This window comes from Planotetraspora mira (genome assembly GCF_016863275.1).
GTDB lineage: Bacteria > Actinomycetota > Actinomycetes > Streptosporangiales > Streptosporangiaceae > Planotetraspora > Planotetraspora mira.
Genome location: NZ_BOOO01000008.1, coordinates 175,119 through 195,940 on the forward strand (window position 1 = coordinate 175,119; position 20,822 = coordinate 195,940).

Here is a 20,822-nt window from a genome sequence, read left to right on the forward strand (position 1 = left end):
CGACACCGACCAAAGTCGATGCTCCGCCCGACCTGAGTCGTACCGTCCGCGGCCTCGCGGCCGATGCGCCGGCCGTCGCAAGCGGGTCATTCTGCACTGGACCGCAGGGAAACAACCCCGGCGGCACGGCGCTTCACCCCCCGAAGGGAACGAAAATGTCCGCTCGCTCCGATCTCGCACCCGCCTCCACCACCCCGGCGACCGACCGGCCCACCCAAGTCCGCCGGCTCGTCGTCGTGGCCGGCGCCTCGGTCGCCGCCCTGGCGGTCTGGGCGGTCGCCGACCCCCTCGCCGGGATCGACCTGACCGTACGGCTCAGCGGTGCCGAGCAGCACGTCGGCGCGGGCGCCGTCGTGGCCGCGAGCCTCGTCGCCGGGTTCGCGGCCTGGGCGTCACTCGCGCTCCTGGAGCGCCTCATGAGAAGGGGCCGCCGCATATGGACGGTGCTCGCCGTCGTGGTGCTCGCGCTCTCGCTCAGCGGCCCCCTCGGCGCGGTCGGTGCCGCGAGCTTGGTGGCACTCGCGTGCATGCATCTGACCGTCGGCGCCGTGCTCATCCCGGGCCTGACCGTACGGCGCCGCGGGTGAACGCGGGACGCACTACCGGGCCGGACACGGATCACGGCCCGGCGGGTGCGCGCGAGCCGATCGGCGACATGGCCGCCTACACCAGGCGCAAGCACCGGCTCCTCGGCTCCCTGACCGGCACGGTTCTCGAAGTCGGGGCCGGCAGGGGGGCCAACTTCGGCCTCCTCCCCGCGGGCGTGGCCTGGATCGGCCTCGAACCGGACCGGCGGCAGCATGGACGGCTGACACGGGCCGCCGCCGCCCACGGCCGTCGACCGACGATCCTCGACGCCCCGGCTGAGGCGATCCCGCTGCCTGACGGGAGCGTGGACGCCGTCCTGTCGACCGTCGTCCTGTGCTCGGTGGCCGACCCCGGCCGCGTCCTCGCCGAGATCCGGCGAGTGCTGCGGCGCCCCGGCCGTTTCCTGTTCTTCGAACACGTCGCGGCGCCTGCGGGCACATGGGCGCGGCGGTCGCAACGTCTCTGGTCCGGTCTCTCCCGGCTCAGCGGGGACGGGTGCGATCCCTGCCGGGAGACCTGGAAGACCATCGGGCGTGCGGGCTGGGAGGGCGTCGACCTGCGATGGTTCTCCTCCGGAAGGCGCCTCGCCGTGCACGGGCCGTACATCGCCGGGCAGGCGTTCATCCGCTGACCTCAGACCCGAATGATCGCGAATGTCGTCCCGTCTCGCTACGGTCGCTCCAGCGAGAGGAGATCATGCGCATGAGCGACGAAGAGACAGATGGTGAGAGGTTCCGGAGCAGGGTGCGCGGCTGCCTGCTCGGCGGTGCGATCGGCGACGCCCTGGGTGCGCCCGTCGAGTTCGACTCCCTCCAGGTCATCCGGCGCGTCCATGGCCGGGACGGACTGACCGGCCTCGTGCACGACTGGCGCGGCAAGGTCGGTCTCGTCACCGACGACACCCAGATGACGCTGTTCACCGTCGAGGGGCTGATCCGGGCCGGTGTGCGCCGGAGAGGGAAGGGCATCGCCGGGGCAGAGGTCGACGTCGTCCGGAACGCCTATCTGCGCTGGCTCGACACCCAGGACCACCGCTCGCCGCCGCCCGCGGACGGCCTCGTCCGCACGGGATGGCTCCGCGAGCAGACCTGGCTGTACTCGCGACGCGCGCCCGGCAACGCCTGCCTGTCCGGCCTGCATCAGAACCTCGGCCCGCTCGCCGCGCCGGGCATGCCGGGCCCGGTCAATCCCGGATCCAAGGGCTGCGGCACCGTCATGCGTTCCGCCCCCTTCGGCCTGGCCGCATCCGACGCGTCCGGCGCCTTCCGGCTCGCCGCGGAATGCGCCCAGATCACCCACGGACATCCGACGGGATACGTCGCGGCCGGGGCCTTCGCCGCGATCGTCTTCTTCCTGTCGCGTGGCGACACGGTGAGCCAGGCCGTACAGCAGACACTCGGCCTGCTCGGCGGGCAGCCCGCACACGAGGAGACGACCGTCGCGGTCGAGGCCGCGGTCGCGCTGGCGGGCGAGGGACGCCCGTCGCCGGAGGCCGTAGAGAGCCTCGGCGGCGCCTGGGTCGCCGAGGAGGCACTCGCGATCGGCGTCTACTGCGCCCTCGTCAGCGAGGACGACATCGAGCGGGCGCTGCTGCTGTCCGTCAACCATTCCGGAGACAGCGACTCCACCGGGTCCCTCTGCGGCAACCTCCTGGGCGCCCGCCACGGCGAGGCGGCTCTGCCCCGCCCCTGGCTGTCCCGGCTGGAGGGCGGGGACACCATCACCGAACTCGCCGACGACCTCACCGACCTGCTCACCGGTTCCGGTGACCCGCGACCGGACAGGTATCCCGGCACCTGACTGCGGGCCGGCACGTTCTTTCCTCCTGCCTGTTCCTCCCGCCTGCTCTACCCGCGTGCGACGACCTCGCGCGGCGGTCAGCGGCGCGGATCCACATGGATCTTCGGGGCGTCGCCCCATTCGGGACGGCGTTCGCCGCCGAGGACCGCGGCGAGGTCCTCCAGGGCGACGGTCGCCGCGACGAGCGGCCGCGGATCGACGGCGCCGGAGGCGTAGAGGTCGACGGTGCCCTCCAGACCGCCGGAGGCACTGAGCACGCCGACGGCGGTGACGTCCTTGAGTGCGATGGTCCGGGTGTCGACGAGGCTCGGCTCACCGGCGAGGCCGATGTAGACGACGCGCCGTCCCGGCTCGACCAGTTCGAGGGCGAGCGCGGGCAGCGCGGCGGCGTTCGACGCGTCGATGACGGCGTCGAACCGGAGCGCCGGCAGTGTCTCCGTGGTCCACACATGGGCGAAGCCGAGACGTCGGGCGAAGTCCAGCGACTGTCTCGTACGGCCGAGCAGGTGGACCTCGGCTCCTTCCGCCGCGGCGATCCGGGCGGCGAGCAGCCCGATCGTGCCGGGTCCCAGGACGAGCAGCCGCTCACCGGGCTGGAGGCCCGCCCCCCGCACGGCGCGCAGCGCGTTGCCTCCCGGCTCGACCAGGGCGCCGAGCGCGGGATCGAGCGTGTCGGGCAGCGACTGCAGGGCACGCACCGGCACCGGGAGTTGCTCGGCGAGGCCGCCCGGCCGGCCGTTGCGGATGCCGATCTCATAGCGGTCGGCGCACAGATGCCGGCGACCGGCGCGGCAACGGTGGCAGTGCCCGCAGCCGAGCATGGTGTCGCCGGTGACCCGCCTGCCGATCCAGGAGGGGTCTGCCGCGTCGCCGACGGCGGAGACGACGCCGGCCCACTCGTGGCCGATCCGGATCGGGTAACGCGCCTCGCCGGTGTGCAGGTAGGCCATCTCACCGGAGAAGAACTCGGCGTCGGTTCCGCAGACGCCGGCACACTCGACGTCGACGATCACCTCGTCGGGAAGGGGCTCCGGCCGTGGGACGTCCCGCACCTCGCCCCGTCCGGGCCCGGTGATGACGAACGCGCGCATGGTCATCGCGGTGCCGGAACCCGCCGTGCGCGTCCTGCGCGCCTGCCGATTTCCGACCTTGGCCGAGGCGGCCTGTGCACGTCTTCGGGCTCCACAGGGCGGTATCGTACCGGCGTTCCGTTTATCAGAGCATTGTTCCGATGGGTCCCGACGGCGGGACGTGTGGGCCGCGACCCGTCAGGGCTCGCCGGGCTCACTCCGCCCGGCGTGATCCCGGGGTGACGCCGGACCCGCTCCCGCCGCACGGACGGCGCGGGCACCCAGCTCTCGCAGGTAGGCCACCAGTTCAGGCGGGTCGTGCACCTCCACCTCGCACCCGAGCATGAGCAACCGCGCGGCCAGCCACTCCAGGGTGTCGGCCCGCCCGCGCAGGCGGCAGCAGTGCCGGTCGATCGGCTCGACGTCGCCGGCGGCGGCGCCGAGGGCCGCCACCACCTGGCGGGCGGGCATATGCACGGTCGCCGCCACCTCGTAGGAAGGCGCGAGTGAGTACATCCTGCTCCTGACGAATGCCACCGCGTCCTTCTCAGGCGGTTCACGCGGCGGGACGCGCACGCCGGTCGGAAAGGGGTCGCCGATCCGGTCGACCCGGAAGATCCGCCAGTCGTCCCGGTCGAGGTCGTAGGCCAGCAGGTACCAGCGGCGCCCGGCCGCGACCACGCGGTACGGCTCGACCAGGCGCCTGCTCTCGCTCCCGTCAGCCGCCTCGTAGGCGAAGCGCAGCCGTTCCCGATTGACCGCGGCGGCACCGAGGACCGCCAGGTGCCGGGGGTCGAAACTCGGCCCGCCCGCCGACGGCATCGGGACGGTCGCGGCGCCGAGAGCTCCCACCCGGGCCCGCAACCGAGACGGCAGCACCTGCTCGAGCTTGGCCAGCGCCCGCACCGACGACTCCTCGATGCCGTCCACCGGATGCCACGCCGCGGTGCGCAGACCCACCGCGATCGCCACCGCCTCCTCGTCGTCCAGCAGCAGCGGGGGCATGGCCGTACCCGCGGCGAGCCGGTAGCCGCCGGCGGCGCCCATCGTCGCCCGCACCGGATAGCCCAGCTCACGCAGCCGGTCGATGTCACGCCGGATGGTGCGGGGGCTGACCTGGAGGCGCTCGGCCAGCTCGGTGCCGGGCCACTCCCGGGTGGTCTGCAGGAGGGACAGGAGCGTGAGCAGCCGTGCGGAGGTGTCGCCCATGGATCCATCCTGCCGACCATTTGGGCCAGGATCTGACCTACATGATGCCTAGGGTCGCCTCATGAGCACCGAGACCGACCCCGTCCGCCTCTCCTTCCGCGACGTGTGCGCCCGGCGGCTGGAGTGGCATGGGCTGGCGCGCCCGTCGGCCGGATCACGGCCCGCCGACGTGGCCCGCGCCATGGCGGGCGTGCACGCGCAGGTAATCTCAGGCGCCGAGCTCGGCGTCGGCCTGCGCATCGCGGGCGTGACGCGCACCGACGTCCGGACCGCCCTGTGGGGCGACCACAGTCTGATCAAGACGTTCGGCCCGCGCGGCACCGTCCATCTGCTGCCGCGTGACGACCTGCCCCTGTGGGTCGCGGCGCTGTCGGCCGTCCCACCCCCGCGCGAGGGGTTCCCCGAGGACGTACGGATGACCCCGGAGCAGACCGAGAAGGTCCTCGCGGCCATCGCGGAGGCCTTGCAGGACGGAGAGCTGACGATCGACGAGCTCAACGACGAGGTGATCCACCGGGCGGGGTCCTGGGCGGGAGACCTGGTCATGCCCGCGTTCCAGGGCAGGTGGGCGCGCTGGCGCCAGGCCGTCCACCTCGCAGGGATGCGGGGCGTTCTGTGTTTCGGACCCAACAGGGGCCGCAAGGTCACCTACACCCATCCCGGCCGGTGGTCGCCGGGGTTCGAACCCGCCGAGACGCCTCCTGCCCTCGCCCACGTGGTGAAGAGCTATCTGCGGGCGTACGGCCCGGCCACGCCCCAGCGGTTCGCGCACTGGCTCAACGCCCCGGCCCGCTGGGCGGCCGACCTGTTCGCGTCCCTGGCCGGTGACCTCCAGCAGGTCGAGGTCGAAGGAGTCGCCGCGTGGGTGGTCGCGGGTGACACCGCGGTGCCCGCCCCCGTGGCGCCGTCGGTACGGCTGCTCCCCTACTTCGACACCTACGCCTACCGTGTCGGCAACCAGCCACCGGGGCTGCTCTATCCGGGCCGGGCCGGCGAGCGGGTGCTCCGGGGGAACTTCCAGGCCCTGATCGTCGACGGAGTGGTCGCCGGGCTGTGGCATCAGCGCCGCTCGGGCGGCCGGGTCGACCTGACCGTCGAGCCGCTCGTGCGGCTCGACGCCTCGCAGCAGGACGAGCTCGGCCACCAGGCGGAACGAGTCGGCGAGATCCTCGAGGCGAGGGCCCGGCTGACGATCGGCACCGTCACCGTCGGCGGTCACGCGTAGACGCCGCGGAGGTGCCGTGATCGGATTCCCGGGGAGAGAACCGGTCATCGGATTCCCGGGGAGGAAGCCGTCAGGACTCGGCCAGGGGGATCCTGAAGACGAACCTGGCCCCGCCGCCGGGTGACTCGCCGGCCCGCAACGATCCGCCGTGCGCGTGGGCGACGTCGCGGGCGATGGCCAGGCCGAGGCCGGTGCCCCCGTGGTCGCGGCTGCGGGCGGCGTCCAGCCGGGTGAACCGTTCGAAGACGCGTTCGCGATCGGTCTCGGGGATGCCCGGCCCGTCGTCGGACACCACCAGTTCCGCGAAGCCGCCGCACCGTCCCACCTGGACCTCCACGCTGTTCCGCGCGTGCCGCTGGGCGTTGTCGAGCAGATTCCGCAGGGCCCGGACGATCTGGGCCTGGACCGCGCTGACGAACACGTCAGGTTCGGCCCACAGCCGCACCTGCGGCCTTCCCGGCCGCTCGGAGACCTCGCGCTGGACCAGGTCCGACAGGTTCACGTGCGCCCTCTCGCCCTCACCGGTGGACTCGACCCTGGCCAGCAGCAGCAGATCGGTGATGATCTGCTCGAGCCGGTCGACGTCACCCATCGCGTCGTCCAGCAGGGCGACCAGGTCGGTCTCCTTCGGATGCATCTGCGCCTCTTCAAGCTCCGTCCGCAATCCCGCGAGCGGGGTGCGCAGCTCATGCGAGGCGTCGGCGACGAATTGGCGCTGCCTGCTCAGGATCCGGTCGCTGGAACGCTTGGCGTTCTCGATCCGGCCCAGCGTGCCGTTCACGGTCCGGGCGAGCCGGGCGATCTCGTCGTCTCCCGGAGGCTCGGGGACCCGTCCGCTCAGGTCGTTGAAGTTGATCGCGGCGAGGTCGGTGCGGATCACCTCCACGGGCTTGAGCGTGCGACCGGTCACCTGCCACGTCGCCCACGCCGCCAGGAGCACCAGCACGGCGTCCTGAATCCCGAACAACCGGGCGAAGATCTCCGTCGAGGTCAGCGCGGCGACCGGCCGGCCCGCGTAGACGACCGGCGAGTTCGCCGACGGCAGTACGCGGAGCGCCGACAGCCGGACGCACCCCACCTGCGCGGAGGCACAGGTCTGCACGTCGCGCTCCGGATCGCTCGCACTCGGCCAGACCGAGCTGAGGGGCGGGAGCCCCCGGGCGTCCTTTGAGGCGTCGATCACATGGCGGTCCGGCGCGACCACCTGGATCAGGGGCGCGCCCCCCACCCGCGGGAGAATCGGATCGGTCGTGGTTCCCGCCCGGACGGCCGCCGCCGTGAGGTCGGCCTGTTGCCTGGCCTCCAGCCAGATGGCGTCGGCGATGGCCTGGCGACCCACCGCTCCCTCAGCGACGGCCGTGGGGACGAGGAGAGCCAGGGCCAGCAGCGTGACGAGAGCGGTGATGCGGCCACGGATGGAGCGCGGGCGCGCATACAACAACACGCGCCGGACGCGCGCCGCGCGCCCGGGCCTGCCGGCCGTAACGCTTCCCCCTCGCAGATACCCCATCTCCCCCGATAGAGGGAATTGCATACTGTATGCGCCTTATGGATGCTACATATCCCCACTGGTCGAACCGGCCGTCGCCCTGATGCGGACGGACGCCGGTGGTGACTCCTCCACGATTCCAGCCCGTGGGGCGCTCGTCGTTACCGCCAGCCACCATTCGACCCTCCCGCTCGCACCTATGCGCGGAGCCCCACGAACAGGTCGTCCTCCCGATCCGGCGCACTGATGCGGCAGAAGTGACGGGTGAAGTACTCCGGGGAGAAGACACGTGGCTGGACGTCTTCGGGCAGCCCGAGCATGAACGCGCCGTCCGCCTGGCTGGCGTGCGCCCGCAGAGCCTTGACCTTGTTCTCGAAGTACGCCGAGACGTCGACGGCGGTGGTGACGAGCTCGTCCGGGGTGCCGAAGTCGTCGGGCATCTCGCCCTCGGCCCAGTCCGCGCCCAGGGCGCGCATGTGCTCGAACATCTCCCGCATCCTGGCGCGGGGCATCGCCGCGTAGTACAGCTTGTCCGGGATCCCGGTGCTCTCGGTCGCGGCCACGGCGATCCGGTGCGCCTGGATGTGATCAGGGTGGCCGTAGCCGCCGTTCTCGTCATAGGTGACGACGACCTGGGGCCGGTAGCGCTCCATGAGCTTGCCGAGCTTCGCGGCGGCGACCTCTACCGGGGTGTTGGCGAAGGCGTCGGGGTGTTTGTTCGCCTCCCAGCCCTCCATGCCGGAATCCCGGTATCCGAGCAGCTCGACATGGGCGATGCCAAGGTGCCCGACCGACTCCTGGAGCTCGCCGAGCCGATGCTCGGCCACCGCCTCGGGGTCGTGGCCGTCCTCGCCGGGCTTCACCCCTCCGGGTCCGTCACCCTGCTCCCCGTTGGTGCACGTCACCAGAACCGTGCGGATTCCCTCCCTCGCGTAGCGGGCCAGGATCCCGCCTGTGCTGATCACTTCGTCGTCCGGGTGGGCGTGGACCGCCATCACCGTCAACTCTCGAGCCATTCGATCCTCAGTTCCGTTCGTCACGGCCGGCCCGGAGACGGCGTGGGGTCCTCGCCGGCCGGGCCGTCCCATTCGTGGTCTCCATCCTGGACTCCGCTCGACGTGCCCGAGCGAGCTGCTCTGCCGAGCCCGGCGTGGACCGCCCAGGCCGCCCCGGCTCCCACGGCGTACCAGAGCAGGTCAGGGGGGTTGAACGTGCTGCCGAGAATCGGGCGCACGAGCGCGGGCAGATCGAGAAGCTGTGACAACTCGATCAACCAGCTGGCGGCGACCGCGATCGCCGCGACCCGCGAGGGCCGGGCGGCCGGGACCGCGAGCAGCACGAGCAGATACAGCAGGACGGTGTAGAGCGCGTCCCCCGCGTATTTGGCGAACGGACCGCCCAGGAACGCTCTGATCAACAGCCCGGCGGCGATCGTCACGATCGTGGCCACGGCGACGGGGGCGCGCGACATGTGACGACCGTAGCGGCCGCCTCCGACAGATACCGCGCGGCTCCTCCTCGGCGGCGACCGCCGGGCCGGATCATTCACCGTCCGGCGAGGACTGTCCGGTGGCGAAGCCGTGGATGAGCCGCCAGACCTCCGCGGGAGCCTCCTCCTGGGCGAAGTGGCCCGCGTCCGGCACCAGGGCCGTGGTCAGGTCCTCCACCCCGGCCGCGCGGAATCCGGCGGCGTAGGTCGCGATGTCACCCCCTTCACTTCCCCCACGCAGGTAGAGCACCGGGGTGTGGACGGCGGCGCTCGCGACGGCGTTGTCCCGGGCGTCCTGGGCGAACGCCCGGTAGAGGTCGAACCCGGCGGTGAGCGAGGCGTCGCTGCCGTAGGCGGCGGCATGGGCGGCGCGCGACTCCGCGGTGATCTTCGACGGATCCACCGACAACACGTCGTAGAAGTAGGCGAAGTAGTCGGCTTGGTGCCCCCGCACCAGCGTCTCGGGCAGCGTGGGGACGTTGTGCAGGCCGAAGTGCCAGATGTGGGGGTTCCTGATGACCTCGTTCCACGGCTCCACCCCGGGAATCACGGTGTTCATGATGACGACGCGAGCGATCTGCGGATATCTCCGGAGGAAGGCGTAGGCGACCATCCCGCCGGCGTCGTGCCCGACCAGGGTGACGTCGGTGAGCCCGAGGGCCTGGATCAGCTCGTGGACCGTCTCGGCCAGGGCCCGCTTGCCGCCGCCGCCCGCCGTGGCGGTCGACTCCCCCACTCCCGGCAGGTCGATGGCGATGGCGCGGGAGTCCCGCCCGGCGAGGGCCATGACCTCCTTCCAGGTGCGCCACGATTCCGGCCAGCCGTGCAGGAACACGTACGGCCGGCCACGGGGGTCTCCGGCCTCGACGACGTGCAGCGTGCAGTCTCCGACGCCCACCCGGCTGTGACGTAGCTCAATAGACATGAATCATGTATATCGAAAAGACATGATTCATGTCTACCTGGTACCGTGACAGTCATGATCGGAAGTGGCGACCACCGTCCCTCGTACGAACGCGGCACCGGGTTCCTGCTGGCGCGCCTGGGATCGCTGGCCGCCCGCTCCTGGACGGCGTTCCTCACCGCTCACGGCCTCACCCAGAGTCAGCACTCGGTCCTGGTGGTCCTCAAGGACCAGGGGCCCCTGGGTCAGCGACGGCTCGCGCAGTTGGTGGCCGTGGACACGCGCAACATCGTGCCGGTCCTGGATCAGATGGCCGTCAAGGGACTGATCCGACGGGAGGCCGACCCGCTGGACGGCCGCCGCCGCACGGTCACCCTGACCGCCGACGGGGACACGCTCGCCGGCACCCTGGCCGCCACGGCGTCCTCAGTTCAGGACGACTTCCTCGAGGTGCTGGACGACGAGGAGCGCGGGAGCCTCAACGACCTGCTTCAGCGGCTGTACAGCGCGCACGCGCGTGATCACTGATCATCGGGCCGACACGATCACCGGCGCCCGCGAAAGCGGCGGCATCCGCGACACGGCACTAGCATCGGTCGGGATATGAGCGCAACGATCGTGGTGAAAGACCTGGCCGCCGGGCACGGGGACCGGGTCCTGTTCTCGGGGCTCGACCTCGTGGTCGCCCCAGGCGACGTCATCGGGCTTGTCGGGGTCAACGGCGCGGGCAAGTCCACGCTGCTCCGCCTGCTGGCCGGCATCGACGAGCCGGAGGAGGGGGCCATCCGGCTCTCCCCGCCCACGGCGGTCGTCGGCCACCTTCCCCAGGAGCCGGACCGCAGGCCGGGAGAGACCGTCCAGAACTTCCTCGGCCGCCGAACCGGCGTCGCCCGGGCGCAACACGACCTCGACGCCGCCACCCAGGCGCTGGTCGAGGGCCTCCCGGGCGCCGACGACGCTTACAGCACGAGCCTGGAGCGCTGGCTCACGCTGGGCGGCGCGGACCTCGACGAGAGGGCCGCCGAGGTGGCCGCCGACCTGGGCCTCACCATCGACCTCGAACAGCCGATGACCTCGCTGTCGGGCGGCCAGGCCGCCCGCGCGGGCCTCGCCTCCTTGTTGCTGAGCCGCTACGACGTGTTCCTTCTCGACGAGCCGACCAACGACCTCGACCTCGACGGGCTCGACCGGCTGGAGAAGTTCGTCACCGGTCTGCGATCAAGCACCGTGCTGGTCAGCCACGACCGCGAGTTCCTGGCCAGGACGGTCACCGGCGTGCTCGAACTCGACCTGGCCCAGCAGCAGATACGGCTGTACGGCGGCGGCTACCAGGCGTACCTGGAGGAACGTGAGGTCGCCCGGGCACACGCCAGGGAGCAGTACGACGAGTACGCGGACACCCGGGCCCAGCTCGAGTCCCGGGCCCGCGCGCAGCGTTCCTGGATGGAGAAGGGCGTCAGGAACGCCCGCCGCAAGATGAGCGACAACGACAAGATCGGGCGCAACGTCCGCATCGAGTCGACCGAGAAGCAGGCCGCCAAGGCCCGCCAGACGGAGAAGCTCATCGAGCGGCTCGACGTGGTCGAGGAGCCCCGCAAGGAGTGGGAGCTGCGGATGGAGATCGCCGCGGCGCCCCGGGCCGGCGCGGTCGTCGCCACTCTGCGCGGCGCCGTCGTCCGGCGCGGCTCCTTCACGCTCGGACCCGTCGACCTGGAGATCGGCTGGGCGGACCGGGTGGCGATCACGGGCGCCAACGGCTCGGGCAAGTCCACGTTGCTGGCCGCGCTGCTCGGCCGGCTCCCGCTCGACGAGGGCCACGCCTCACTGGGCCCCGGCGTCGTGGTCGGCGAGGTGGACCAGGCCCGCGGGCTCTTCCTGGGAGACGAGCCGCTGCTGGACGCCTTCGCCGCGCTCGTCTCACCGATGCCGCCCGCGGAGGTGCGGACCCTGCTGGCGAAGTTCGGGCTGAGGGCCGCGCATGTGACCCGCCCGGCGGCGACCCTGTCCCCCGGCGAGCGGACCCGGGCCGCGCTGGCCCTGCTGCAGGCGAGAGGCGTCAACCTGCTCGTGCTCGACGAGCCGACCAACCACCTCGACCTGCCCGCGATCGAGCAGTTGGAGGCCGCCCTCGCGAACTACCCGGGCACACTACTTCTGGTCACGCACGACCGGCGGATGTTGTCGGCCGTCCAGGTGGACCGCCGCCTGCGGGTCGAGGCCGGGCGGATCTCCGAAGTCTGAGTACGGCACGACATGTAGAAGCACACGTGACCCAATCAAAAGGGCAACAGCACCCTTTTGTGTGATTTGAGTCATAACGTGTCACTATGAGCGCCAAGAAGCCGCTTGGCGATTTCCTGCGAGCCAGGCGCCAGGTCACGAGTGTCGATCAGGTGGGGCTCGCGGGCGGAGGCAGCCGCCGCATCCCGGGACTGCGCCGCGAGGAGGTCGCCACGCTGGCCGGCGTCAGCACGGACTACTACATCCGGCTGGAGCAGGGCAGGGAGCGCCATCCCTCTGACCAGGTGCTCCAGGCTCTGGCGCGAGTCTTCGACCTCACGCCGGAAGCCGCCGAACACATGTACGATCTCGCCAGCCCCCGGCCCCACCGGCGCCGGACTCCCGGCGGGAGCGACCGGGTCAGCGCGGGCGTGATGCGGCTTCTGAACAGGTGGGACCACGCTCCGGCGTTCGTGGTGAACCACCGGCAGGACGTGCTGGCCAGGAACCATCTGGCCGACGGCCTCCATGGATGGCTGGACCACAGCGACAACCTGCTGCGGTTCACCTTCCTCAATCCCGCATCGCACGAGTTCTACCTGGACTGGGAAGACGAGGCCCTGGCCAAACTGGCCGATCTGCGCGCCTTCCTGGGCGCGGACCGCGACGACCCCGCCGTGTCCGAACTGGTGGAGGAGCTTTCTGAGGCGAGCGCGGACTTCCGCCGGATGTGGGCCCGCCACGACGTCCGCGCCAAGACCGACGAACTCAAACGCCTTCACCACCCAGTCGTCGGCGACCTGGTCCTCTGGCACGAGACATTGGCCATCGCCAGCGCTCCTGACCTGCGCATATTCGTCAGCTCAGCAGAGCCCGGCAGCCCCTCCGAACGGGCCCTCGCACGCCTGGCCATACTCGAACGCGACGCTCACGTGCCCCGGTCCGTTCGCCGTGCCGTTCCGAACGTCGCCGGGCGCAGAGGCGAGGACGAGCGACCGTTCAGGCAGGTTCGTCACAGGTGACGTCCGGTGCCGCTTCGCCTGGCACCCGGCGGGTGGTATCCAGCCAGTGGAGTCGGTGGGCGATTTGGCGAGCCGTATCGATGACGGCGGCCACGTAGGGTGACGGATCCCCCGCGCGCCACAGGAGTGACCACGGGTAAAGCGGCACCGGTTCGATGAGCGGCCGCCATACGGTGCCCGGCCGGCTGGACGTGCGGGAGGAAGCCGGCACGCACAGGACACAACGATGCTGGAGCACGAGATCGGCGGCCGCGCGGTTGCTCTCGACGGTTCCCTCGTAGATGGAGGGGACGAATCCGGCCGAGCTGCACAGTTCCCCGACGAACTGGTTGAATTCCGGTGTGTGGGTCTCCTCGCCGAGCAGGAGTTGTTCCTCGGCCAGGGCGGCGACGGGCACGCCCTCCTGGAGGGCGAAGCGGTGGGTGGCGGGGACAAGCACGCCCAGCGGATCGAGCCGGATGAGCTCGGAGACCACGCTGGGCGAGGGCTGGGAGGCATGGCCGATCCCGATCTCCAGGCGCCCGTCGGCCAGTTGGCGGTACTGCTCGGGCGTGCCGGCTTCGACCTGGTGGATCGTCAGTTCCGGGTGGCGCCGCTGCACGGCTCGCAGGATCTGCGGCATGGAGTCGTAACTCGCGTCGACGATGCCCGCCCGGAGGGTTGGCGGCGACTCGGCGGTGTTCCGGGCCGCATGGGCCGCCCGGCCGACGTGGTCGAGAATCTGGCGGGCCTCGACGAGGAAGGCGGCGCCGGCCGGGGTGAGCTCGACGTGGTGGGTGCTGCGGTTCAGCAGTCGCACCCCGAGTTCACGTTCGAGACGTTGCACCTGCTGACTCAGGGCGGACTGGACGATGTGCTCGCGAAGGGCTGCCCGGCCGAAGTGCAGTTCCTCAGCCAGCGTCACGAAATAGCGGAGTTGGCGTAGTTCCATGGCCGCCACCCCCTTCCCGCAGGGCGGTGCCGAGGCGGACCCTTCTCCACACCCTAGGTCCCCGAGAGGGCCGGCAGCCGTCCAGGCGCGTGGATCGGGGAAACGAGACCGTCACGATCACCACGGATGATGATCGTCCACATCGCCGACGGCGGCCTCCGGAGGCGCCGGTCAGAGTCCGGCCGGTGCGCGGGCGTCCGCGGAGACGTCGGTCCTGCGGCGGCCTTCGATGCGGTCGTGGTCGGCCCAGCGGACGTCGGTGGCCCAGCCCAGACGCTCGAAGATCCGGATCAGTCCGGCGGCCGGGTCGATCTGGAACCGGTCCAGACCGTGCCGGGCGCAGGTGGGTTCGCTGTGGTGGCCGTTGTGCCAGCTCTCCCCGAATGAGAGCAGGGCCAGCGGCCACAGGTTGGTCGAGCGGTCGTGGCGGCGTGTGGTGAAGGGTCTGCTTCCGATGACGTGGCAGAGGGAGTTGACGCTCCAGGTGACGTGCTGCAGGAGAGCGACGCGGACCAGCCCGGCCCACAGGAACGCGGTGATCCCGCCGAACAGGCTGCCGCTGATCGCCCACCCGGCCAGGAACGGCAGTGCCAGTGACACGGCGCACAGGGCGGGGAAGGCGCGTGCCACCCTCACCATCGCCGGGTCGGCGAGCATGTCGGGTGCGTAGCGCGACGCCGGGGTCGGATCGTCGGTGAACATCCAGCCGAGATGAGCGTGGGCGAGTCCACGAAGCTGGCCGTACAGGCTGGTGCCGTACCGGTAGGGGGAGTGCGGATCGCCGGGTCGGTCGGTGAAGGCGTGATGGCGGCGGTGGATCGCCACCCAGTCGATCACGTTGCCCTGGAAGCTCATCGAGCCGGCGACCGCCAGGGCCACCCGAAGCCCCGGGCGTGCGGTGAAAGATCCGTGGGTGAGCAGCCGGTGGAACCCCACGGTCGCCCCGAGCCCGGTGACCACGTAGAAGACTCCGGCCAGCAGCAGATCGGTGAGCACGACGCCGTGGCCCCACGCCAGCCAGATCCCGAGCCCCAGCGCGACGAACGGCACCACCACGATGGTCCCGGTCAGCCACGTCTGGGCCCGGCCGGCTGGAGCGTGCTCCACGGTCCCGGGGAATGGTGACACACCGTCATAGTCCTCCCGGCGTCTCACCGGTTGTTCAGAAACAGTCATGAGCCTCTTCCGTCTCGCTTCACACGGCTCGTCCGTGCACGTAGCACCATCGCCAGGCCGTATCCGTCTCCAGCGCGCCGACCACCGGGTGGTCGGTCTCCTGGTAGTGCGCCCGGGCGTGGCCGCCCGGCGAATCGTCGGAACACGCGACCCAGCCGCACGTCAGGCAGACCACCAGTCGCGCCCAGGTCAGGCCGAGGATCAGGCACATCGCGCATTCGGGGGCACCCTGTTCGACCCCCAGCGGCATACTGAGGTGTTGGCAGCGCGGCGCCCGACCGTTCGGAGCGCCCTGGGCGCGGACATTCACGCCCCCCACATTCAGGGCCATCACGACCCCCTCAAGGTGACAGTGACGCGAGCTGCGCCGACTGACCTGCCTGCCAGTCAACGTGACCGGCGGGCCGGGCGGAAACAGGCAATCTCAGCAAAGGTCATCACCGGCCGCGATAGCGGGCCTGCCGCCGAGCACCGTCCCGTCAAGCGGAAGCCCCCGGGGGCGTGCGACCCAGGTGATCTGCCACCACGATGAGCTTTGCTGACATCGGCCGTTTCCGTTCGCCGGTGGATGTCGTTGACTCAAGGTGCCCGGCTCCCGCCTTCAGGCCTGTACGCCGGATGTTCACGGCCGGTCGGACAGGCCGCACTCTGCCTGCTCGAGAGAGTGACGGACCCTCCCGCCGTGATCGAGGAGGCGGCATGAACGCCAGCGACAGAACCAGCGGACCACGGGGTTCCCTCGGCATCATCGGCGGCCGCGTCGCCGGACCTTTCGAGGCCTCCGGGCCGCGCCTGCGCATCACCCCGTCCCTCTATCCGCAGGGACTCTGGATAGAGGGTGACCTCGACCGCACCACCATGGCGGCCCTGACTGACGCGCTCGCCTCGCCGGCGAGGGGCGGCAGCCTCTTCGTCGACCTCGGCGGCCTGGTGTTCATCGACATCGGCGCCCTCCGCGCCCTGGTCACGGCAGCCACCCGGCTGGAGGGCGACCACGTTCTGACGTTGCGCTCGGTGCCGCCGCGAGTGCGACGCCTGCTCGACCTCACGGGCTGGCATGACGCGCCCCACCTCTACGTGGATGAGCCGGCGTAGCCCCTCAGGCGAAACTCATGAACGCGTACAGCCGAACAGATCGACGGCCGTCGCCACGGCGGAGAATGATCAGCCGTCAGGGGCCCGGTTGAGCGAGCCCGCTGGTCCGGGCAGGCCGGGGCGAGGCCAGGAGCGCCCCTCGTGGTCCTCGACCGCCATGTTGAACCGGGTCAGAACGCAAGCGAAGTCGGCGAGGTCCTCCGGCGTCCAGTCGGCCAGCACGACACCCAGCCCGTCGGTGGCCCAGGCACGGTCGGCGTGCAGGCGGCGCAGTCCCTCGGCCGTGATGCGCACCTTGCGCGCCATCCCGCCGTCCGGGTCGGGGATCCGCTCGGCCACGCCGGAGCGCAGCAGGGCCGCGGTCTGACGGTTGACCGTCGACGTGTCCAGCCCGAACGCCTCCGCGAGCTGGCCGATCGACATCGGCCCCTCGATCTCGATCCGGCTGAGCAGGAGGTAGGCGCTGCGTTCTAAACGACCTCTCGTCCCGAACGCGCCCATGGCGACACTGCGGCCGATCAGCCTCAGCTCACGCTCGATTTCCGTGATCTCTCTGTCCATGCCCGCACCTCCCTCGTGCCTCGACTGGACCCCACCCCCTGATTATGCATGCTGCACAGCATATGTATGATGCATATCGCCTGGTCCGGGGATCCTGGCCGGCTTTGTCAACGTCGAGCGGAGACGTAATGAGCACCACCGCCCCCGTATCGCGCACCGGCGCGATCGTGAGCGTGCTGGCCGCCGCCGGAATCACGGTGTCGGTCATGCAGACCCTGGTCGTCCCCCTCATCCCAGAGTTGCCTCAGCTCCTGCATACCTCGGCGGCCAACGCCACGTGGGCGATCACCGCCACTCTGCTCGGAGGAGCGGTCGCCACACCGGTCGTCGGCCGGCTCGGCGACCTTTACGGCAAGCGCCGCCTGCTGCTGATCAGCACCGCCCTGCTGGTCATCGGCTCGCTGGTGTGCGCGCCCGCGAACTCGCTCGCCCCGATGGTCATCGGCCGGACGCTGCAGGGCTTCGGGATGGGCGTCATCCCCCTCGGCATCAGCATCATGCGCGACGTCCTGCCCGCCGAGCGGCTGGGATCGGCCATGGCGATCATGAGCTCCTCGCTCGGAGTCGGCGGCGCCCTCGGTCTGCCGGCGTCGGCCGCCGTCGCGCAGAACGCCGACTGGCACGTGCTCTTCTGGGGCTCGGGCGCCCTCGGCCTCATCGCGGGCGTGCTGGTCCTGTTCTTCATCCCCGAGTCCTCCGTACGGGCCGGGGGGCGCTTCGACTTCGTCGGCGCGATCGGCCTGTCCGCGGGACTACTCTGCCTGCTGCTGCCGATCTCCAAGGGCGGGGACTGGGGCTGGGGCAGCGGCACCACGCTCGGGTTGTTCGCCGCCGCGGCCGTGATCCTCCTCCTGTGGGGCGCGTGGGAACTGCGCCACACGGCACCGTTGGTCGACCTGCGCACCAGTTCGCGCCGCCCGATCCTCATGACGAACCTCGCGTCCATCGTGGTCGGCTTCGCGATGTACGCGATGTCCCTGGTCGCCCCGCAGTTGCTCCAGCTTCCCGAAGCCACCGGCTACGGCCTGGGCCAGACCATGCTCGAGGCCGGACTGTGGATGGCCCCCGCGGGTCTGGTCATGATGGCCGTCTCACCGCTCGCCGCCAGAATCTCCGCCGCGCGCGGGCCCAAGATCTCCCTGCTCATCGGCGCGCTCGTGATCGCCGGCGGGTACGGCGTGGCGCTCACGCTCATGGGCAGCGCGTGGGGCGTGCTGGTCTTCGCCGCGGTGATCAGCGGGGGTGTCGGCTTCGCCTACGCGGCCATGCCGGCCCTGATCATGAGTGCCGCCCCCGCCTCGGAGAGCGCCGCGGCCAACGGCCTGAACAGCCTGATGCGTTCGATCGGCACCTCGACGGCCAGCGCCGTCATGGGCGTGGTCCTGGCCCACATGACCGTCCAACTGGGTCCGGTCAGCGTGCCGTCCGAGGCCGGGTTCCGCGCCGACTTCATGATCGCCGCGGGCGTCGCCCTGCTCGCCGCTCTCGTCGTCCTTGCCATCCCCGGCCGCGCGGGAGGCGCGCTCGCGCGGCGCACCGCCCGGCAGGGCGCCCAGGACGCCGTCGTGGAAGGGTCCGCCCTCCGGTAGAGAACCCGACGTGGACGGCGCCGGACCAGGCAGCCCCTCTGGTGGGGCGGCGGCCGGCGCCGTCTCGGCGCCTCACCCCACTGCGGGTGCGGGGCGCGGGAACAAGGCGAGGAACCGCTCGGCGACGCGCTGGTCGCCGAGGAGATCGAGGTCTTCCGTCCGCAGTGCGTCATCGAGGTCGCGTCCGCCGAACACCAGGGCCCGCAGTGTGGCCGGCCCGGTCATTCGCAGAACGGCGTCGGCCGTGCCTGGCGCGACAGTCGGCCCATCCCCGTTCCCGCCCGTATCCGGCCCGGTCCGGCCGAGGGCGGCGCGGCTGAGGTCGACCCGGCCGTCAGCGATCCCGGCATGGAAGCGGTCGTCGCCCAGCCACAACTCGACCTGGGCCCTGAACTCACCGGCCGCCTCGCCGTCGAAGGCCGTGCGCATCGCGATGATGAGCGCGTCGGCGCTCAACTCCCCGTCCGTGGTCATCGGCGCGCGGCTCCCCCAGCGGCCCAGATGGAACAGGACCGGCTCCAACTCACGTCCCCAGGCCGTCAGTTCGTACGCCCAGGAGACGGCCGGAGGCCCGAGCCTGCGCCGCCGTACGACCCCGGCCTCCTCCAGTTCACGCAACCGGTGAGTCAGGACGTTCTGGCTCAAGGCGGGCAGGCCGCGGTGCAGGTCGGAGAACCGTTTGGGGCCCAGCAGGAGCTCACGGACGACGAGGAGGGCCCACCTTTCGCCGACCAGGTCCAGTCCGCGCGCGATGCCGCACGGGTCGTCATAGGTGCGCTTGCCCGGCATGGCAGGAGTGTAGCCAAAGCGCTTGCATATCAGGAGCGTCCACTCCTAGGTTAGGAGCAGATTGTGAAGTCCAGGCTCCTTCCCGACGTCCGGTCCGGCACGAAAGAGGCCCCCAGCACGTGACGACCTATGTCCTGATCCCCGGTGCCGCGTCCACCTCCTGGTACTGGCATCGGGTCACCCCTCTGCTGCGCGAACGAGGCCACGACGTCGTGGCGGTCGACCTGCCGTGCGACGACGACCGCGCCGGGCTGGCCGAATACGCCGACGCCGTGGTGGACGCCGTCGGGGGCCGCACCGGCCTGGTGTTGGTGGCCCAGTCGATGGGGGGATTCACCGCGCCGATGGTCTGCGACCGGATTCCCGTCGACCTGCTGGTCCTGGTGGCCGCGATGGTCCCGCGGCCGGGTGAGAGCCCGGGCGACTGGTGGACCGCGACGGGTCAGGAGCAGGCCCGCCGCGAGAACGAGGAACTCGAAGGCCGTGACCCGGACGCGCCGTTCGATCCGGTCACGGCCTTCCTCCACGACGTTCCCCCTGAGGTCGCGGCCGAGTCGGCCCATCACGTGCGGGAACAGTCGGGCACGCCGTTCGAGAAGCCGTGGCCGCTTCCCGCCTGGCCGGACGTGCCGACGCGGTTCCTGCTCTGCCGGGGCGACCGGTTCTTCCCCGCGGCCTTCCAGCGGCGCGTCGTCAGGGAACGGCTCGGTTTCGACCCGGACGAGATGGGCGGGGGTCACCTGCCCGCGCTCGCGCGTCCCGCCGAACTCGTCGATCGGCTGGAGGCCTACCGGATCTCGATCAGCGACTCATAGGGCCGCCAGAACGTCCACGACGGCGCGCGCCGCGGACCCGAGACCCCCTTCGAAGGAGACCGCGATCATCGCGGGAACGCAGAGGGACAGGACGAAGCCCCGGATGCCGCCCATCGGGTTGGCCAGCGGCTCCTGGGCCTCGACTCCCCACCACAACGATCGCGGTTCGAGGAGCAGGTACAGGACGGCGCCGATCTGGCCAAGGGCGAACAGCCAGAGCCAGGCCCACCGGTTGCCCACGCGATGCTCTTTCGTACGGAGCATCATGACGAACGAGATGATCCAGGCGAGCGTCACCAGCCAGCCGAAGAAATCCGGGACACGGAGCGTCCACATGGCGGCGAGCCACCGGGGGTGGGTCAGGCTTTTCGCCCCCACCACGTACGGATAGGTCCCCCCGGGCCAGACGAGGTTGGTCAGGCCGTGCTTCAGGTTGGGGTCCACCGAGTGGTACCAGGTGAACGGGCTGGTGGACCAGCGGAGATCGACATCGTGATCGACGTGGCGATAGATCACGGCGGACACCTGTCCGGCGTACAGGGTCGCGTGGAACTCCGCGGCGGAACGTTCCTGAGGGAGTGCGGCGAAGAAGGCGAGCAGCGTGCCCCACAGGAGCACGACGAGCAGGATCACCCGGACGAACACCGCGGTGATCCGGTCCACCTGGCGCATCACCGGCAGTTCTTGGTACAGCCGCACTCGCATCCCCCGTCGTACTTATCAGTTGATCAGGGGAATTCTCCGGTCAAAGGTGACGGGGCGCCAGATGAAACGCGTGTGATGTTTCGGCCGCCTCGGCGCGTGCCTGTCGCACTCATGTTTCCCGTGATGCGGAACCGTGGCCGCCTGC

At 70.9% G+C, this 20,822-nt stretch carries 22 protein-coding genes; 10 read left to right on the forward strand and 12 right to left on the reverse strand.

Features of this window, described 5'->3' with window-relative positions:
• Positions 1–155 precede the first annotated feature (155 nt).
• The 3 genes from Pmi06nite_RS08025 (at position 156) to Pmi06nite_RS08035 (ending at position 2,388) form a co-directional block, all read left to right on the forward strand.
• Positions 156–587, forward strand: a complete 432-nt coding sequence (locus tag Pmi06nite_RS08025) for a DUF6069 family protein (RefSeq protein WP_203952247.1) — start codon at positions 156–158, stop codon at positions 585–587.
• Complete coding sequence (locus Pmi06nite_RS08030) at positions 584–1,219, forward strand: class I SAM-dependent methyltransferase (protein ID WP_203952248.1); 636 nt, start codon at positions 584–586, stop codon at positions 1,217–1,219. The genes Pmi06nite_RS08025 and Pmi06nite_RS08030 overlap by 4 nt, the downstream gene beginning before the upstream one ends.
• A gap of 71 nt (positions 1,220–1,290) precedes the next feature.
• On the forward strand, positions 1,291–2,388 hold the full coding sequence (locus Pmi06nite_RS08035; protein WP_203952249.1) for an ADP-ribosylglycohydrolase family protein: 1,098 nt from the start codon (positions 1,291–1,293) through the stop codon (positions 2,386–2,388).
• 77 nt (positions 2,389–2,465) lie between these two features.
• Here the strand turns inward: Pmi06nite_RS08035 and Pmi06nite_RS08040 are convergent, their stop codons facing one another.
• Both Pmi06nite_RS08040 and Pmi06nite_RS08045 read right to left on the reverse strand, forming a co-directional pair.
• A complete protein-coding gene (locus tag Pmi06nite_RS08040; protein ID WP_203952250.1) occupies positions 2,466–3,479 on the reverse strand; it encodes a zinc-dependent alcohol dehydrogenase in 1,014 nt (337 codons plus the stop codon).
• A gap of 177 nt (positions 3,480–3,656) precedes the next feature.
• The gene (locus tag Pmi06nite_RS08045) at positions 3,657–4,667 is read right to left on the reverse strand and encodes a helix-turn-helix transcriptional regulator (RefSeq protein WP_203952251.1); all 1,011 of its coding nucleotides are present in this window, start codon (positions 4,665–4,667) and stop codon (positions 3,657–3,659) included.
• A 61-nt stretch (positions 4,668–4,728) separates the two neighbouring features.
• Here Pmi06nite_RS08045 and Pmi06nite_RS08050 point away from each other — a divergent pair, with 61 nt between their 5' ends.
• Positions 4,729–5,892 (forward strand): winged helix DNA-binding domain-containing protein, encoded by a 1,164-nt coding sequence (locus Pmi06nite_RS08050; RefSeq protein WP_203952252.1) that lies wholly within the window; start codon positions 4,729–4,731, stop codon positions 5,890–5,892.
• Between the two features lie 70 nt (positions 5,893–5,962).
• On the opposite strand, the gene Pmi06nite_RS08055 is transcribed toward Pmi06nite_RS08050, so the two are convergent.
• The 4 genes from Pmi06nite_RS08055 to Pmi06nite_RS08070 all read right to left on the reverse strand — a co-directional run bounded on the left by Pmi06nite_RS08055 (position 5,963) and on the right by Pmi06nite_RS08070 (position 9,795).
• Positions 5,963–7,336, reverse strand: a complete 1,374-nt coding sequence (locus Pmi06nite_RS08055) for a sensor histidine kinase (protein ID WP_203952253.1) — start codon at positions 7,334–7,336, stop codon at positions 5,963–5,965.
• Between the two features lie 242 nt (positions 7,337–7,578).
• Complete coding sequence (locus Pmi06nite_RS08060) at positions 7,579–8,397, reverse strand: PIG-L family deacetylase (RefSeq protein ID WP_203952254.1); 819 nt, start codon at positions 8,395–8,397, stop codon at positions 7,579–7,581.
• Positions 8,398–8,417: 20 nt separating this feature from the next.
• Positions 8,418–8,852, reverse strand: coding sequence for a DUF2809 domain-containing protein (locus Pmi06nite_RS08065; protein WP_203952255.1), 435 nt, complete (start codon positions 8,850–8,852; stop codon positions 8,418–8,420).
• A gap of 70 nt (positions 8,853–8,922) precedes the next feature.
• On the reverse strand, positions 8,923–9,795 hold the full coding sequence (locus tag Pmi06nite_RS08070) for an alpha/beta fold hydrolase (protein WP_203952256.1): 873 nt from the start codon (positions 9,793–9,795) through the stop codon (positions 8,923–8,925).
• Positions 9,796–9,849: 54 nt separating this feature from the next.
• Between Pmi06nite_RS08070 and Pmi06nite_RS08075 the strand changes: the two genes are divergently transcribed.
• From Pmi06nite_RS08075 to Pmi06nite_RS08085, 3 genes are all read left to right on the forward strand, one after another.
• Positions 9,850–10,302: a MarR family winged helix-turn-helix transcriptional regulator gene (locus tag Pmi06nite_RS08075; RefSeq protein ID WP_203952257.1), complete on the forward strand. Its 453-nt coding sequence runs from the start codon at positions 9,850–9,852 to the stop codon at positions 10,300–10,302.
• A gap of 75 nt (positions 10,303–10,377) precedes the next feature.
• Entirely contained in the window at positions 10,378–12,015 is a 1,638-nt protein-coding gene (locus Pmi06nite_RS08080) for an ABC-F family ATP-binding cassette domain-containing protein (protein ID WP_203952258.1), read from the forward strand.
• An 86-nt stretch (positions 12,016–12,101) separates the two neighbouring features.
• Positions 12,102–13,016, forward strand: a complete 915-nt coding sequence (locus Pmi06nite_RS08085) for a helix-turn-helix domain-containing protein (protein ID WP_203952259.1) — start codon at positions 12,102–12,104, stop codon at positions 13,014–13,016.
• Here the strand turns inward: Pmi06nite_RS08085 and Pmi06nite_RS08090 are convergent.
• The 3 genes from Pmi06nite_RS08090 to Pmi06nite_RS08100 all read right to left on the reverse strand — a co-directional run bounded on the left by Pmi06nite_RS08090 (position 12,994) and on the right by Pmi06nite_RS08100 (position 15,373).
• Entirely contained in the window at positions 12,994–13,947 is a 954-nt protein-coding gene (locus Pmi06nite_RS08090; protein WP_203952260.1) for a LysR family transcriptional regulator, read from the reverse strand. The two genes, Pmi06nite_RS08085 and Pmi06nite_RS08090, sit on opposite strands and share 23 nt — an antisense overlap.
• 171 nt (positions 13,948–14,118) lie before the next feature.
• Positions 14,119–15,075 (reverse strand): acyl-CoA desaturase, encoded by a 957-nt coding sequence (locus tag Pmi06nite_RS08095; RefSeq protein WP_239113751.1) that lies wholly within the window; start codon positions 15,073–15,075, stop codon positions 14,119–14,121.
• 67 nt (positions 15,076–15,142) lie between these two features.
• Positions 15,143–15,373 carry a UBP-type zinc finger domain-containing protein gene (locus Pmi06nite_RS08100; RefSeq protein ID WP_203952262.1) on the reverse strand — a complete coding sequence of 77 codons (231 nt, stop codon included), beginning with the start codon at positions 15,371–15,373 and terminating at the stop codon, positions 15,143–15,145.
• Between the two features lie 449 nt (positions 15,374–15,822).
• Between Pmi06nite_RS08100 and Pmi06nite_RS08105 the strand changes: the two genes are divergently transcribed.
• Positions 15,823–16,218, forward strand: a complete 396-nt coding sequence (locus tag Pmi06nite_RS08105; RefSeq protein ID WP_203952263.1) for an STAS domain-containing protein — start codon at positions 15,823–15,825, stop codon at positions 16,216–16,218.
• Between the two features lie 69 nt (positions 16,219–16,287).
• On the opposite strand, the gene Pmi06nite_RS08110 is transcribed toward Pmi06nite_RS08105, so the two are convergent.
• Complete coding sequence (locus Pmi06nite_RS08110; protein WP_203952264.1) at positions 16,288–16,779, reverse strand: MarR family winged helix-turn-helix transcriptional regulator; 492 nt, start codon at positions 16,777–16,779, stop codon at positions 16,288–16,290.
• A 128-nt stretch (positions 16,780–16,907) separates the two neighbouring features.
• Between Pmi06nite_RS08110 and Pmi06nite_RS08115 the strand changes: the two genes are divergently transcribed.
• On the forward strand, positions 16,908–18,368 hold the full coding sequence (locus tag Pmi06nite_RS08115) for an MFS transporter (protein WP_203952265.1): 1,461 nt from the start codon (positions 16,908–16,910) through the stop codon (positions 18,366–18,368).
• A 72-nt stretch (positions 18,369–18,440) separates the two neighbouring features.
• On the opposite strand, the gene Pmi06nite_RS08120 is transcribed toward Pmi06nite_RS08115, so the two are convergent.
• On the reverse strand, positions 18,441–19,157 hold the full coding sequence (locus Pmi06nite_RS08120; RefSeq protein ID WP_203952266.1) for a winged helix-turn-helix transcriptional regulator: 717 nt from the start codon (positions 19,155–19,157) through the stop codon (positions 18,441–18,443).
• A gap of 119 nt (positions 19,158–19,276) precedes the next feature.
• On the opposite strand from Pmi06nite_RS08120, the gene Pmi06nite_RS08125 reads away from it, so the two are divergent.
• Positions 19,277–19,972 (forward strand): alpha/beta fold hydrolase, encoded by a 696-nt coding sequence (locus Pmi06nite_RS08125; RefSeq protein WP_203952267.1) that lies wholly within the window; start codon positions 19,277–19,279, stop codon positions 19,970–19,972.
• On the opposite strand, the gene Pmi06nite_RS08130 is transcribed toward Pmi06nite_RS08125, so the two are convergent.
• The gene (locus tag Pmi06nite_RS08130) at positions 19,967–20,671 is read right to left on the reverse strand and encodes a hypothetical protein (protein ID WP_203952268.1); all 705 of its coding nucleotides are present in this window, start codon (positions 20,669–20,671) and stop codon (positions 19,967–19,969) included. The genes Pmi06nite_RS08125 and Pmi06nite_RS08130 overlap by 6 nt on opposite strands.
• Positions 20,672–20,822: the final 151 nt, after the last annotated feature.

Coding starts and splice junctions, on each gene's coding strand:
- Pmi06nite_RS08065 (WP_203952255.1), bottom strand. CDS start 8,852: ATGTCGCGCGCCCCCGTCGCCGTGGCCACGATCGTGACGATCGCCGCC.
- Pmi06nite_RS08050 (WP_203952252.1), top strand. CDS start 4,729: ATGAGCACCGAGACCGACCCCGTCCGCCTCTCCTTCCGCGACGTGTGC.
- Pmi06nite_RS08100 (WP_203952262.1), bottom strand. CDS start 15,373: ATGCCGCTGGGGGTCGAACAGGGTGCCCCCGAATGCGCGATGTGCCTG.
- Pmi06nite_RS08115 (WP_203952265.1), top strand. CDS start 16,908: ATGAGCACCACCGCCCCCGTATCGCGCACCGGCGCGATCGTGAGCGTG.
- Pmi06nite_RS08025 (WP_203952247.1), top strand. CDS start 156: ATGTCCGCTCGCTCCGATCTCGCACCCGCCTCCACCACCCCGGCGACC.
- Pmi06nite_RS08075 (WP_203952257.1), top strand. CDS start 9,850: ATGATCGGAAGTGGCGACCACCGTCCCTCGTACGAACGCGGCACCGGG.
- Pmi06nite_RS08105 (WP_203952263.1), top strand. CDS start 15,823: ATGAACGCCAGCGACAGAACCAGCGGACCACGGGGTTCCCTCGGCATC.
- Pmi06nite_RS08040 (WP_203952250.1), bottom strand. CDS start 3,479: ATGCGCGCGTTCGTCATCACCGGGCCCGGACGGGGCGAGGTGCGGGAC.
- Pmi06nite_RS08085 (WP_203952259.1), top strand. CDS start 12,102: ATGAGCGCCAAGAAGCCGCTTGGCGATTTCCTGCGAGCCAGGCGCCAG.
- Pmi06nite_RS08045 (WP_203952251.1), bottom strand. CDS start 4,667: ATGGGCGACACCTCCGCACGGCTGCTCACGCTCCTGTCCCTCCTGCAG.
- Pmi06nite_RS08080 (WP_203952258.1), top strand. CDS start 10,378: ATGAGCGCAACGATCGTGGTGAAAGACCTGGCCGCCGGGCACGGGGAC.
- Pmi06nite_RS08035 (WP_203952249.1), top strand. CDS start 1,291: ATGAGCGACGAAGAGACAGATGGTGAGAGGTTCCGGAGCAGGGTGCGC.
- Pmi06nite_RS08070 (WP_203952256.1), bottom strand. CDS start 9,795: ATGTCTATTGAGCTACGTCACAGCCGGGTGGGCGTCGGAGACTGCACG.
- Pmi06nite_RS08110 (WP_203952264.1), bottom strand. CDS start 16,779: ATGGACAGAGAGATCACGGAAATCGAGCGTGAGCTGAGGCTGATCGGC.
- Pmi06nite_RS08120 (WP_203952266.1), bottom strand. CDS start 19,157: ATGCCGGGCAAGCGCACCTATGACGACCCGTGCGGCATCGCGCGCGGA.
- Pmi06nite_RS08060 (WP_203952254.1), bottom strand. CDS start 8,397: ATGGCTCGAGAGTTGACGGTGATGGCGGTCCACGCCCACCCGGACGAC.
- Pmi06nite_RS08090 (WP_203952260.1), bottom strand. CDS start 13,947: ATGGAACTACGCCAACTCCGCTATTTCGTGACGCTGGCTGAGGAACTG.